Here is a 12,421-nt window from a genome sequence, read left to right on the forward strand (position 1 = left end):
GATCGGCTGCATGCGCGTCTTCATGACGCCTTCCTGCAGCTCGGCGGTGACGTTGGAGAGGCGCTGCAACGGCACCTTGAACTCGGTGTCCTCGTTGCGGCGGGAGATCTCCAAGAGCTGGTTGCGGGTCAGGACCAGCTCGGAGACCATGGTCATCAGGTGCTCCAGCGTATCCACGTTGACGCGGATCGACTGGTTGGCGATGCGCTCGCCCTCGCCCGCGCTCTCGTCGGCCATCGACTTCTTCGGCGCGGCCTTCTCCTTGGCGGGCTTTGCGGTTTCCTTCGCAGTTTCCTTGGCAACGGGGGCTTCAGCCGCCGGCGCGGCCTTGACCTCGGCCTTGACCTCGGCCTTGACCTCGGCCTTGGCAACGGACGCGGGCACCGGGGCTTCGATCGCGGTCTCGCGGAAGGCGCGCTCGAGCTCGTCGAGCGAGACCTCGCCTGGACGCAAGGGGCGCTCCAGGGTCTGCTCGACCAGCGTGCCCATGGTCATCGCCTTGGCGGGCGCAGCGGCCGGGGCTTCCGGTGCCAGCGGCGGCGCATCGGTCACGGGAACTGAGCTACCAGCGGCCGGCATCGGCTGCGCCGAGCCTGACATCGCCGCCATGCCCTGCTCGACCATCGCCTCCAGCTTGTCGATGAGATCGCGGTCGTTCCCCTCCGGCTCGGCTTCAGTTGCCTCCAGCCCAGCCAAAATCTCCTTGATGCGGTCGATCGAGGACAGGATCACCGTCACCGCCTCGGCGGTGACCGGCATGCCGTCGCGGAACTTGCCCATCAGGGTCTCGCCGGCATGCGCCAGCGCTTCCAGCCGCGGCAGGCCGAGGAAGCCGCAGGTGCCCTTGATGGTGTGGACCAGGCGGAAGATGTTATCCAGGATCTTGGCGTTGTTCGGCTCCTGCTCGAACTTCACCAGCTGATTGTTCACGGTGTCCAGGCTCTCGCTGGTCTCCGTCAGAAACTCCCGCAACAGATCATCCATGAGCTACGCCTTACTGACCTGGACCTAAACTCGACGCCTGAACCACTCTTGGCACGGGACGGACGCTCCTATCCTGGATTGTAGATATCCCCTTTCACAGTCCCGTTAATTTCATCCTCCGTGCTACTACGGATATTGAAGAGAAGTTTGCGGTTCTGCTGCATGCTGCGCCGCTTTTCGGCAAAACCGCCTCCGCGCCGCAACGGAGCAAGCCGCGCGGTAAACGCGCCGCTAATGGCGCAACGAGGCGTGTGAGAAAGTCCTGCTCGCGAAGACCGATAGAGCCGGCCGGCTGGCGGTTGGGACGAGCCGCCCGCAGCCGGCGGCGCTCTCGTTGCGCGTTCGCGCGCGGTGCCGCGATCCACGCTCGAGGTAAACGAAGCGTTACCCCGCGGCCGAAGCGGCTCGTGCCGCGCTAACCGAGCTGCACGGCCGTGGCAATGTCGGAGCGGGGGCGATGCTCTGCCAGGCAATCGTTGATGGCGGCGAGCAGTGCGTGCGGCGTGACGGCTTGCGGAGACAGCGCGCGGCGCCGAGCTCGAGCGCCATCCGCAGGAAAATCGGGCGAGATCTGCGAACGCATAGCCGGACATCGCGATCAGCGGAATGACTGGCGCCTGCTGGTGGAAAATCCGGATCGATTCGAACCCGCGCATGTGCGGCATGAAGATGTCGACGATCATCAAATCGAATTGCTTGTGCTCGAGCGCGCGCAGTCCGGCTTCACCGCCCTCGGCGATCGTCACCCTGCCCTCCAACGAGTATATAGACGACGCCACAACCTTCGGATTAGTATTTTCGCGCCGTGCAAATGAGTAACGAAGCTGCCGCGCCGAGCGTCCATCGAACCCGCCGGATTGACCTGCATGACCGTGAGCGGCCACCCGCCCAACCAGCTGCTGCAACTGCTTGATACGGCGGATTTCAATCTGCTGAGCCCGCACCTTGCGACGGTTGAAATGGTCAGCAAATCTGTCGTGGGCGAGGTCGGCACTGCGCCGAGACATGTCTACTTCCCGCATAGTGGATCCGTTTCGATCAGGGTGAGCCTGTTTGAAGGACAGACGATCGAAATTGCGATGCTGGGCCGCGACAGCGTCGTGAGGGCCGGTGCGGCCCTTGCCGACGTTATCTCGCCGATGGACGCGGTTGTGCTGTTCCCAGGCGTGGCTTCCGCGCTCGAAATCGGGGTTTTCCGCGCAGTTGCGACGGCAAGCGCACGCTTTCGCAAGCTGATGGTCCGCCACGAGCAGGTCATGCTCGCGCATGTGCAGCAATCGCTGCTCTGCAATACGTTGCATCCGGTCGAGGCGCGGCTCGCGCGCTGGCTGCTTCGCGCCAACGACCTGTCCGACGGACAAATCCTGCCGCTGACCCAGGAGGCGCTGGCGCAGATGATCGGCGTCCGCCGCAACGCAATCTCGCTGGTCGCGCATGCGCTGCAGCGGGCCGGCATCATTCGCTACAGCCGCGGCCAGATCGAGATCGTCGATCCCAAGGCGCTGCTGGCGACGTCCTGCGGCTGCTATTCGTCGGTGAAGGCCCATCACCTGCGCCTGATGGGAGCCGCGGCGTGACGGGAGCACGATGCGATCCCTGTATGCCGACGTGCACGCAGCGTCGACGCATCGCCAGGGCCGGACAACTTGTCTCAATTGCCAACATATCCCGTCGCGAAGATGATGGAACTTACCCGCGCACGACGTGAATACGGCCGTTGCGATTCGCAGGTGCAAGGGTACGGAGGAGGCAGCTTTGGAAAACAATGCGCGTCCGTCCAACGGTTTCTTGTCCGCATTGTCGGCAGATGATTTTGAATTGATCCGCCCGCACCTGCGAACCATGGATCTGCCCCCCGGGGCGGTGCTGGTCGAGACCGGCGAGACGCTCAGGCGCGCCTATTTTCCTCACCGCGGCGTCATCTCGCTGGTGGTTGAACTGGCCAAAGGCGAGCATGTGCAAGTCGCCATGATCGGCCGCGACAGCCTGCTCGGAACGCTTGCCATCATGGGCGATGCGCGTGCGTTGAACACCGCCATCGTGCTGGTTCCCGGCGTCGCCTCCGTAGTGGATCTGGACCGCCTGCGCATGGCCGCCGACGAGAGCAGCGCCATGCGCACGCAGCTCACGCGTCACGGGCTGGCGGTCTACGCCCAGGTGCAGCAGACCGCGGGCTGCAACGCCGCCCATCCGGTGGAGGCGCGGTTGTCGCGCTGCCTGCTGCACACTCATGACCTGTCGGGCGAGTCGCGTCTGCTGCTGACCCAGGAGACCATGGCCCAGATGATCGGGGCCCGGCGCAACAGCGTATCGCTGGTCGCCAACTCCCTGCAGCAGGCCAATTTCATCCACTACAGCCGCGGACACATCCAGATCACCAACCTCGACGGGCTGCGCCAGACGGCGTGCGAATGCTACGCCGCCGTGAAGGCCCAGTACGACCGGCTGCTCGGCCCGCCCTGAACGCCGCGGTCGCTTGGTAAACCGCGGGCTAATGCCGGCCTGCAAACACCGGCCATCCTGCTACCGGAACTGAAATTCGAAGGAGGTAGACACGCGACATGCCTCGCGCCGCGACGTGCCGCGCGACAACGAACCGGATCAAGGCAGGCAGGGCCATGTTTGACGTCAACCTCCCGCTCGCGGAGGCGCTCGATGCCGAACCCGCGCGCGAGCCGCGCGCGTACGAAGCGCTGGTGGCCGAGATCGGCGAGGACGGTGCCGGCGAAGTGCGCGGCGTGTTCTGGAGCGAGACCCGCGCGCGCCTGCAATCGTTCCGCACGCTCTCGCCTGCGCAGCACCACGCCAGGATCGCGCGCGAAGCCCATTCGTTGAAGAGCGCGGCCGGTACGTTCGGCTATCTCAGGCTCGCAGCGCTGGCCCTGCGGCTGGAGAAAACCGTGCAGAACCTCGGCGAGGCCGAATTCCGCGCGCTCCTGGACCTGATGGACGCGGCCTACGCCGCCGCGCACGCGCAGGAGCCGCAAGGCTAGCTCGCTGGTGACGCGCCCTCGTCGCGCGACTTCGCGTGAAAACGCTCCGAACTACCCGCGCGTGCATTCCCGCCGTACTTCTACGGTTTGCGATTTTCACAGATGGCTAATCATAGCTGGCGATAGTCCCGGAAAACCAGGAGGGTTTTCCATGTTCACCTACGAGACCGCAGACCAGAAGGAGGTTCGTCGCTTCCGGATCGCACAGTTCAACGGCCGGATGGCCACGGTGAAGGCCGGCGAGTCCACCGTGACCGGTTTCGTGCGCTCGGTGCTGGAGCAGGAATCGAGCATGCCTCCCCGCTGGACCATCACGATCATTCCGAGCGCGCCGAAGGAAGAGATCAAGCCGCTGCGTCCCGTCTCGCGCGCACGTCCGTTCGCCGAAGATTATTTCTGAGCGCCACGGATTTCTAAATTTTCGGGATCGGCGTCTCGCCCGACGGCGGGCAACCGCCCCGGCTCAGTCGATCGAATGCAGCAGCGCCGCACGGACGAGGTCCGCGGTGTTGCGCGCACCGAGCTTGCGCATCGCCTCGGCGCGATGGCTCTCGAAGGTGCGCGGACTGATTTGCATGCGAAGCGCACCCTGCTTGTTCGAGTAGCCTTCGCTGATCAGCCTCAGCACCTCGCGCTCGCGCTTGGTCAGCCGCTTCTGGCCCGATGGGCCGAGCAGAGCGGCGCTCGGCGGCCGCGGCGGCTGCAGCACGCGGGCGGCCTTCGATTCTGCCTCTTCGGACGGGCTCGGCAAGCCGCCCTTGGGCGGGCCGGCGAGCTGCTTGACCAGGCCGCAAACGCGCTCGGTCTGGGCCAGCGCGTTCTCCACCACCCGCTGCAAATAGGCGCGATCGCCGGTCGCGGGGACGAGCTGATCGCTGTGATGCTTGATCTCGCCCATGTAGAGCAACAGCGCAGTCAGGGGACCGTTGAGCTCGCGGGCAATGGCAGCCGCCATTTCGTCGGCCGCCTTGGCACGCAAGGCGCTCAGGCGGGCGAAATCGGGCTCTTCGGCTAAAGCAGCGCTGCTTTCGTGCCATGCCGACGGCCGCGAGTCGGTGGCCGTATCATTCTGTGACCCCATGTCACTCGTTTAGCGGAACCGGGGCGGGTCTGTGGTTAACTTTTTGCTCCGTAAGACTACGGTGATTTAGGCCCTTTTACGCTAAAATGATGACTTCGGCACAATTTGTGCTTGCGGGGTACCGCACGCGACCATGCAACGGTTGAGTTTTTTGCCGAAATCCTGGCTGGGAACGGGAAAAGCTCCTCGGCGAGCGCCTTGCTCCGACATCCGCCCCCCGGATTTTACGGATTAATTAACGGCGACTTGCTTCTCTAGGGAGGTTGAGAGCGCGCAAATGCCTCCACGCATTGGGCCCGCAAGCCCGCGGGACACGCTGCGAAAGATTGCGTGCCATGGACGAGATCGACCGGCTGTCGGAATTTCTGCAGAGGCTGACGCCGCTGTCGCGCAGCTGTCTGCTCAGCGAGCTCGAACGGCTCGAGCTGTGCGGCATCGACATGCCGGGTTCGGCCGACATCCAGGCCCGCTTGCGCGCCGAATTCCGCAAGGACGGATCGACCCAGGCGCGCGCCACCAGCCCGTCGCGCTATTTCTTCGCGCCGCTCGAGCTGCTGCTGATCGATGGCGCGCCCGAGCATGCCAATATGGGGCGGATCTCGCGCAATACTCTCACGCCCATCTGGGAATGGATCTGCCGCGACCTGCTGCCGACGATGGCGCGCGACTACATCAAGGCAATCAGCGACCAGGTCGCGGCCAACAACCCGAGGGAAGTCCAGAAGATCGCCTCGACCTTCCAGATCAAGGTCGTCAAGGTCCTCGAGAGCACCCTCGCCTCGCCCGAGAGCGCCGAATCCGCACGCGCCAAGCTCGGGCAATATACGGCCTCGCGCACTGCCTTCGATGACGTCGTGAAGATGCTGCACGTGTTGCGCGCCGGCGATGCGCTACCGAAGTTCAGCGAGAAGCTGCCCGAGAAGATCGCGAAGTTCGACGACGGCCAGGTCGCCCAGATCACCGTGCAGCTCGACGCCTTCAAGAAGGCCCATCCCCAGGCGCTGCCCTTCGCGCTGACGCTGGTGGCGCGACGCCTGAAGACGCCCTGGCAATTGGTGCGGCTTGCCACCAGGGTCGCTGAGAGCAAGGCCGCCGCAGACGTCGCCGCCACCCCCTATGCCTTGGTCGTTCCCATGGTCCTCGACCGGCTCGACGACAAGCGCCTCGCGCTTCGTGTCGCACTCCGGCACAACCGGGTCCTGATCGCCCGCGACCTGCTCGCCGAAATCTATGACACCGAATATGCGCTCAAGGTCCGCATCGACGGCATCGAGCAATGCGAATGGGGCGCTCGCCTCCAGCAATTGATGGACGCGATCGCGGCGCTTGTCTCCGCCGAGGTGAGCCGCTTCCCTGCCAATGTCGGCCACATTCTCGGCTCGCGGCGGCTGCGCAGCCACGATACGCTCGGCGGCAAGCTGACCTATCTGGCCTGGAAGGGACGCGACGCGATGCAGGACGGTGCAGCGGCGTTCCGCAAATTGATCGGGCAAACCTAGATCCGGTTCGGCCGCGAAAAGCCCCGATGCGCCGCGCGGCTAACGCGGCAGACACAGGAAGCGATCCATGAATCGCCCTGACAGCACCAACCTGAACCACCAATAGATCATTCGCCGCATCGACATAGCTGTAGCCCTCGACAGCCCTCCACCGGCTCGGGGGGACGTTTAGCGCGAGTGCGGCAACGCGCGTGTGATGTGCTTCACATTTGTGGCCGCTAACCCGGACCCGTTGTCGCAGAACCGTCACGCGCGAAAGGCCGCGATGCGCGCATCGCGGGAAGGCGCGAGATGAAAGCCGCCGCCGATTAACGCTGCGCCGGCTTCATCGCCGCCTCGGAGCAACCGCGCGCGTGCATCCTTCGACGCCGTCGAGCGGCAAGTCGCGCGCCAAGTACGCGCGGAGGCATTTCACCTGCAACAACCGGCGCTGCGCATGTGGTGCTCGGGTATGCGAATTCTTTTCGAAGATTCTGTCGACAAATTAGCTCGAATTGCAGGGCTTAACGTTACTCAGATAATTCAAGAACGATGTGAAGGTCTCCTTATTTGAACCCACGCTCCGCGTTTATGAAACCGTCACGGAACGGGAGTGGTGTAGATGAACGATGGGATGATTGAACTCGTCGGACGAAGGCCTGTGACCTTCGGACGGCGGAAGGTGACGCCGCGCGCCTGCGTGGCCGACAGCAAACGTCACTTGCGCGCGTTCCTCAGCGAGATCCTCGAGGATCTCGGCTTCGTCACCTGCGAATGTGCCAGCGCCGACGAGCTGAAGACGGTGCTCGCGAGCGAATTGCCGGACCTCATCCTGCTCGGCGTCGCCGCCGACGGTATCGAGCCGGGGCGGTTCCTCGAAATCCTGGTGCGCGAGGCATTCGCCGGCCGGGTTCTCGCCGTCGGCGCCCGCGATTCGATCATCGTCAAAGCCGTGCGGCAGGTCGGTGAGGAATATGGCCTTGCGATGCTGCCGCCGCTGACCACGCCGTTTGCCGCGGAGACGCTGCGCGAGCGCGTTGCGATGCTGCTGCCGGAGGAGCCGGCGCCGAGCCCGGCCGTGCATGTCGGCGAGGCCTTGCATGCCGGCTGGCTCGAGCTCTGGTACCAGCCCAAGATCGACGCGCGCACGCTGGTGCGCAGCGGCGCCGAGGCCTTGGTGCGGATGCGGCATCCGACCTGGGGCGTGGTGCCGCCGGCCTATTTCATCCCGGACCCACACGATCCGCATTTTCGCGAGCTGTCGGAGTTCGTGATCGATCGCGCCATCCAGGACTGGCACTATCTTCTCGAGCAACAAAGTCCGGTCGATCTGTCGATCAATCTTCCCGCCTCCTATCTGAGGGAACCGCAGGCGGTGCGCGATCTCTGCCGCCGCGTGCCGACGCACCCGGCCTTCGGAGGACTGACGGTCGAGATCGACAGCGAGGAGGCGATCCGCGAGCTCGATCTCCTGGCCGAGGTCGCGCGCGAGGTCGGCCTACACAATATCGGCCTGTCGATCGACAATCTCGGCGCCAACTGGCCCTCGCTGATGGACCTGGAGAAGATCCCCTTCGTCAAGCTGAAGGCCGACCGGCAGTTCGTCACCGGCAGTGGCGGTGACCGGCTGAAGCGCACGGTGTGCCGTCACATCGTGGAGCTGGCGCAAGGCCTTGGCGCGCGCGCCGAGGCCCAGGGAGTCGAAAGCCGCGCCGACCTCGTCGCGGCGAACGAGCTCGGCTTCGACTTCGTGCAGGGCTTTCTGTTCGGCAAGGCGATGCCGCTGAAGAAATTCGCACGGAGCGCGCTGACGCGGACGGTGATGGGGCAGGCGTGAGACGAAGCGTCAGGCAAACCGCCGCGCGAAGAAGACGCAGGCGACCACGATTCCCGTCGCGACGATCATGCTTGCTGCGACCGGCTCGTGCAGCAAGAGGCCGGCGAGCGCCAAACCGAAGAACGGCTGCAACTGCTGCAGCTGGCCGATTCGGGCAATGCCGCCGAGCGCGAGCCCGCGGTACCAGAAGATGAAGCCGACGAACATGCTGAAGACGGAGACGTAGGCGAGCCCGATCCAGGCGGGCACGCCGATGCCGCTCCAGACCGGCGGCCACGTCAGCACCGCGAGCGCCAGCATCAAGGGCAGCGCGAGCAGCAGCGCCCAGGAGATCACCTGCCAGCCGCCGAGGCGGCGCGACAGCGCGGCGCCCTCGGCATAGCCAAGCCCGCACAGCACGATCGCGGCCACCATCAGGAGATCGCCTTGAAGCGAGGCCGCGTCGTCGCCGGAAAGCGCAAAGCCGGCCACCGTGGCGCTGCCGAGACAGGCGAACAGCCAGAACAGCGGCCGCGGCCGCTCGCCGCCGCGCAGCACGCCGAAGATCGCGGTCGACAGCGGCAACAGGCCGATGAAGACGATGGAGCGCGCGGAGGTGATGTGCTGCAGCGCGAGCGCCGTCAGCAGGGGAAAGCCGACCACGACGCCGATGGCGACGATGGTGAGCGAGGCGAGATCACCCCGCTGCGGCCGCGCCTGCCGGAGCAGGCCGAGTACCGCCGCCCCGATCAGCGCCGCGATGACCGCGCGCGCCGAGGTCAGGAACAGCGCCGAGAAGCCGCCGACCGCCACCCGCGTCGCCGGCAGCGAGCCGCTGAAGATGATGACGCCGAGAAGCCCGTTGCCCCAGCCGCTGGCGGAAGAGTGCATGTTGGTCTCGCTTGGTAGGAGGCGGCGGATCGGGTGCCCGTGAGGGTTGAACGCCTCGCGTTCTGCCATGGACCAACAAAAGTGCGAAAACAACCCCATGCACAGTAGACGGGGGTTGCAAGATCAATGGGTTAGGTGGGGGGTGGAGACGGGGGACGCGGCGGGCGGCAGTTCAGGAGCCGAAAGGCCAACGGATCGTGGTTTGACTCGACTGTCCGGCGCATCCATGCGAGCCGACGAGGATTGGCGGCGAGCGTTGCCGCCCATTCCGAATGACGTCTCCCGTGATTTGCTTCGTCGGGCAAAACAGGAGCATAGTGGCATCGTCGCAAGAGGTCGGACAGGCAGGGCTTTGGCCCGGGTCTCGTGAAGGCGTCTGCCGCCGGACGGTGCGTGTTTTTGTGCACTGCCACCGCAAGATCCAGCATCCGCTCAGGAGAATTGAGAATAACGCGAAAGCTGAAAGAAGGGCTCTGCGTCGTAGGACGGATCGGTGGCGAGGCGGGCAAGCCTTTGCCCGATGGCCGGCGCGAATTTCGCACCATGGCCTGAACACGCGGAGCAGACGATCAGGCGGGACTCCGGCCAGCGATCGATGATGAATTCCTCGCCCGCATCGGGCCGGCGGTCGGCGGGCGCGGTGTTGGTGTAGAGGCAAACGTCGCGATCGATGATGGGCCCGGCCGCGCCCGGAACGAGGGCGGCCAACGCTTCGCCGACCGGGCGGAGTTCGGCATCGCTGGCCTGCGGGCCCCAGTCGTCGGGGCCGACCACGGGCCCGTGGTTGTGAGGCGCAGCTTTGACGCCGCGCTGTTCGAAATCCGGAAAGCCGTAGACGATGTCGTTCGGACCTCGGTCCAGAATGAAGATCGGAAAACGACCGAGCGCCACGCTGTCGGGGCTAGCAGGCGCGAACCAGCCGACCGCCTGTCGGGTCACGTTGAGCAGCGCGCCTAGTCGCGGGAGTGCGCGACCGAGCCATGGGCCCAGCGCCAGAATCGCGCGCTCGGCGAAGAACTCTTCGGTATCAGTGCGGATCGACACGCCGTCCGGGCGCGGCGTGAAGCTCGCGCGTTCCGGAATCACGCGGTTCCCGGCGCGTTCGCGCATCAGTTTCATGACGACCTCGGTGCGCAAGATCGCGCCACCGTCCTGTACGACGACGTCCCAGTCGCCGGGCAGGCTGAAAGCCGGAAATTCCTTGTTCGCTTGAGCCGCGGTCAACATCGGATCCGGGCGCCCTTTCGCGATCGCGGCCGCGCGCGAGGACGCCACCATGGCGGAGCCGGGCCGGCCGGCCTCCAGAACAGGGGTTTCCGTCAGAACCGTTTGACCGCTTTCGGTCTGCAGCCGGGTCCAGCCGGCATGAGCCTCGTCGCTCACGCTGGTGTAGTTGGGGTTTTCGAAATTGAAGCGACGGAAAATTCGACATGAACCATGTGACGAGCCTCGATCCGAACCTGCTGCGACAGGGTCGAAGCCGAGCGCATCGACGCCGGCATCCAGCAATGCGCCCAGCGCTGCTCCGCCCATGAGCCCCAGACCCAGCACGGCGACTTCGCATTTTCGCATGAAGGCCTCGCGAGCGATGCTACGACGCGCCGATCATCCTGATGATTTCGCGGGTTTGCAAGGTTGACGGAGGGGCGATTACGGCCGGCATCGACAACGCCATATCAGATCAATGGGGCCTCGTCAGCGCTATCAGGACGCGCTTCAGGCCGCTACGGGCTTCATCGAATGTGCGCCATGCAATGTTTGGCGATATTCGAGGGCCTCCGCAATCTCCGTGAACTCAAGCAATTCACCCGTCAGATCATTGAGGTGAGTTTTCACCTGCAGCGGCGTCGCTCTGAAGAATTCGCGCCTTTTATTGACGGTATTGACGCGTAGCGCCGCTAGCCGTTCGTGCATCGCGGATTCGATCCCTACGGCGTCATTCGAGAAGAAGAGTGCGTGAACATCAAAATTAAAGGGCACAGAGGCGTCACTAAGCTCCTTAATCCGGTCCATCGGATCAAGTCGCCGGGTCATTCCAACCTTCACCATATTCTCACCAAAAGATCCTATGTTGGAAATGACATAAACATATCCGGCTCGAATATTGGCGGCGCGCGCATCTACACTCTCAATCGCCTGGTCAACGTCTGCAAGCTGTTCGCGCAGCCTTTGTGCTCCCTCCAAGTCGCCGTTCGCCTCCAAAGTTGCAAGAGCGTTTGAGTAGTGTTGCTTTTCCTTTTCCAATTTGGCTCGCTCACGCTCCATTTCCTGCTGCGCTTTGCGTTCCTCTCGTAGGCGTTCTCGCTCTTGACGCTCTGCTTCCTTTTCCTCAGCTTGCTTCTGCAGAAAATCCGCGGTCAAGGTCAGCTCGTCAACGCGAAGCTGATAGTATGCGGGTGATATGCGAATTTGCATTGTTGCGCCAAGACGCTTGATGATGTCCTCGACCTTACGGAGTCGCTCCAGGGCGCTGTCCAGCTTGTAAGGCTTGAGACCCCGCACCAAAGTATCTGCCTCGGCGTTGAATGCCCGCAGCATCAATTTGGAGAAATCTTCCACCATCTTCCGACCCTCCTGAACTGAGCCGTTAACCGTCCAGTCAGTCGTAGCTAGAATGGCACCGCCATCACGCTTCGTTGCGGACTTGATCGATGCCTGCAATCGGTCGAGCGCCTGCTGATATGCGACCGCGTCAGACAGAGGATGCCGGTAGTCATAGATTCCCACTTCCTGCAGTATGACTGCCTCTCGCGTCTCTACTACGATCTGACGGGCCTCTTGGTGCTTGGCGTCGACCAAGCGGCTGGCTGCTTCAATTTGCTCTTTGGATGACGTGATCAGCGCATCTAACCTCGCGACTTCAGTTTGCGCCTCTTGCTTTCGCTGTTCTAGCTCCAGGATTGGCAGCCCGCCTAATGTATTAAGTTGCGCCAGCGCTTGATCACGTTCGGCCTGGATTGCCTTTGCGTCCGCAACCAAGTTGCGTGCAATTTCGGCGAGCTTTTGCGTCTTTGCTTCCTCAGCGCTCAATCGCGCTTGCAGCTCAGCCACCTCCGCCAATAGCCGTCGGGCAAGTTTTCGCGCCCCAAAAAATGGGATGGAGGGTTTGCTGGTTGTAGACATAGATCATATTTCTTTGTCGGGAAGCCGTTGGCTCCCCAGACTACTAGTGGTTGCA

11 protein-coding genes and 1 pseudogene are annotated in these 12,421 nt (G+C 63.8%); 6 read left to right on the top strand and 6 right to left on the bottom strand.

Annotated elements, in window-relative coordinates; genetic code table 11:
• Together HZZ16_RS35260 and HZZ16_RS35265 are read right to left on the bottom strand one after the other, a co-directional pair.
• A partial coding sequence (locus HZZ16_RS35260) for an Hpt domain-containing protein (RefSeq protein WP_197955224.1) occupies positions 1 to 984 on the bottom strand: 984 nt, incomplete at its 3' end.
• A gap of 415 nt (positions 985 to 1,399) precedes the next feature.
• Positions 1,400 to 1,763: pseudogene (locus tag HZZ16_RS35265) on the bottom strand (response regulator).
• Between the two features lie 300 nt (positions 1,764 to 2,063).
• Between HZZ16_RS35265 and HZZ16_RS35270 the strand changes: the two are divergent.
• From HZZ16_RS35270 to HZZ16_RS35285, 4 genes are all read left to right on the top strand, one after another.
• Positions 2,064 to 2,561: a Crp/Fnr family transcriptional regulator gene (locus tag HZZ16_RS35270; protein WP_311974456.1), complete on the top strand. Its 498-nt coding sequence runs from the start codon at positions 2,064 to 2,066 to the stop codon at positions 2,559 to 2,561.
• 178 nt (positions 2,562 to 2,739) lie between these two features.
• A complete protein-coding gene (locus tag HZZ16_RS35275) occupies positions 2,740 to 3,447 on the top strand; it encodes a Crp/Fnr family transcriptional regulator (RefSeq protein ID WP_197955228.1) in 708 nt (235 codons plus the stop codon).
• Between the two features lie 155 nt (positions 3,448 to 3,602).
• On the top strand, positions 3,603 to 3,977 hold the full coding sequence (locus tag HZZ16_RS35280; RefSeq protein ID WP_197955229.1) for an Hpt domain-containing protein: 375 nt from the start codon (positions 3,603 to 3,605) through the stop codon (positions 3,975 to 3,977).
• A gap of 151 nt (positions 3,978 to 4,128) precedes the next feature.
• Positions 4,129 to 4,377 carry a hypothetical protein gene (locus HZZ16_RS35285; RefSeq protein WP_197955230.1) on the top strand — a complete coding sequence of 83 codons (249 nt, stop codon included), beginning with the start codon at positions 4,129 to 4,131 and terminating at the stop codon, positions 4,375 to 4,377.
• 63 nt (positions 4,378 to 4,440) lie between these two features.
• On the opposite strand, the gene HZZ16_RS35290 is transcribed toward HZZ16_RS35285, so the two are convergent.
• Positions 4,441 to 5,058: a helix-turn-helix domain-containing protein gene (locus tag HZZ16_RS35290; protein ID WP_197955231.1), complete on the bottom strand. Its 618-nt coding sequence runs from the start codon at positions 5,056 to 5,058 to the stop codon at positions 4,441 to 4,443.
• Between the two features lie 335 nt (positions 5,059 to 5,393).
• On the opposite strand from HZZ16_RS35290, the gene HZZ16_RS35295 reads away from it, so the two are divergent.
• The gene (locus tag HZZ16_RS35295) at positions 5,394 to 6,557 is read left to right on the top strand and encodes a hypothetical protein (protein WP_197955232.1); all 1,164 of its coding nucleotides are present in this window, start codon (positions 5,394 to 5,396) and stop codon (positions 6,555 to 6,557) included.
• Between the two features lie 601 nt (positions 6,558 to 7,158).
• Entirely contained in the window at positions 7,159 to 8,373 is a 1,215-nt protein-coding gene (locus HZZ16_RS35300) for an EAL domain-containing response regulator (RefSeq protein WP_197955233.1), read from the top strand.
• A gap of 9 nt (positions 8,374 to 8,382) precedes the next feature.
• Here HZZ16_RS35300 and HZZ16_RS35305 read toward each other — a convergent pair whose 3' ends face one another.
• The 3 genes from HZZ16_RS35305 to HZZ16_RS35315 all read right to left on the bottom strand — a co-directional run bounded on the left by HZZ16_RS35305 (position 8,383) and on the right by HZZ16_RS35315 (position 12,366).
• Positions 8,383 to 9,243 (bottom strand): DMT family transporter, encoded by an 861-nt coding sequence (locus tag HZZ16_RS35305; protein ID WP_197955234.1) that lies wholly within the window; start codon positions 9,241 to 9,243, stop codon positions 8,383 to 8,385.
• Between the two features lie 432 nt (positions 9,244 to 9,675).
• Positions 9,676 to 10,815 carry an FAD-dependent oxidoreductase gene (locus HZZ16_RS35310; protein ID WP_197955238.1) on the bottom strand — a complete coding sequence of 380 codons (1,140 nt, stop codon included), beginning with the start codon at positions 10,813 to 10,815 and terminating at the stop codon, positions 9,676 to 9,678.
• Positions 10,816 to 10,959: 144 nt separating this feature from the next.
• Positions 10,960 to 12,366 carry an SNIPE associated domain-containing protein gene (locus HZZ16_RS35315; RefSeq protein WP_197955240.1) on the bottom strand — a complete coding sequence of 469 codons (1,407 nt, stop codon included), beginning with the start codon at positions 12,364 to 12,366 and terminating at the stop codon, positions 10,960 to 10,962.
• Between the last annotated feature and the right edge of the window lie 55 nt (positions 12,367 to 12,421).

The organism is Bradyrhizobium glycinis (assembly GCF_016031655.1).
Classification (GTDB): domain Bacteria; phylum Pseudomonadota; class Alphaproteobacteria; order Rhizobiales; family Xanthobacteraceae; genus Bradyrhizobium; species Bradyrhizobium glycinis.

Excerpts from the sequence above, each read along its gene's own strand:
- HZZ16_RS35270 (WP_311974456.1), top strand. The coding sequence starts at position 2,064 with ATGCTGGGCCGCGACAGCGTCGTGAGGGCCGGTGCGGCCCTTGCCGAC.
- HZZ16_RS35280 (WP_197955229.1), top strand. The coding sequence starts at position 3,603 with ATGTTTGACGTCAACCTCCCGCTCGCGGAGGCGCTCGATGCCGAACCC.
- HZZ16_RS35285 (WP_197955230.1), top strand. The coding sequence starts at position 4,129 with ATGTTCACCTACGAGACCGCAGACCAGAAGGAGGTTCGTCGCTTCCGG.
- HZZ16_RS35290 (WP_197955231.1), bottom strand. The coding sequence starts at position 5,058 with ATGGGGTCACAGAATGATACGGCCACCGACTCGCGGCCGTCGGCATGG.
- HZZ16_RS35295 (WP_197955232.1), top strand. The coding sequence starts at position 5,394 with ATGGACGAGATCGACCGGCTGTCGGAATTTCTGCAGAGGCTGACGCCG.
- HZZ16_RS35300 (WP_197955233.1), top strand. The coding sequence starts at position 7,159 with ATGAACGATGGGATGATTGAACTCGTCGGACGAAGGCCTGTGACCTTC.
- HZZ16_RS35305 (WP_197955234.1), bottom strand. The coding sequence starts at position 9,243 with ATGCACTCTTCCGCCAGCGGCTGGGGCAACGGGCTTCTCGGCGTCATC.
- HZZ16_RS35310 (WP_197955238.1), bottom strand. The coding sequence starts at position 10,815 with ATGCGAAAATGCGAAGTCGCCGTGCTGGGTCTGGGGCTCATGGGCGGA.
- HZZ16_RS35315 (WP_197955240.1), bottom strand. The coding sequence starts at position 12,366 with ATGTCTACAACCAGCAAACCCTCCATCCCATTTTTTGGGGCGCGAAAA.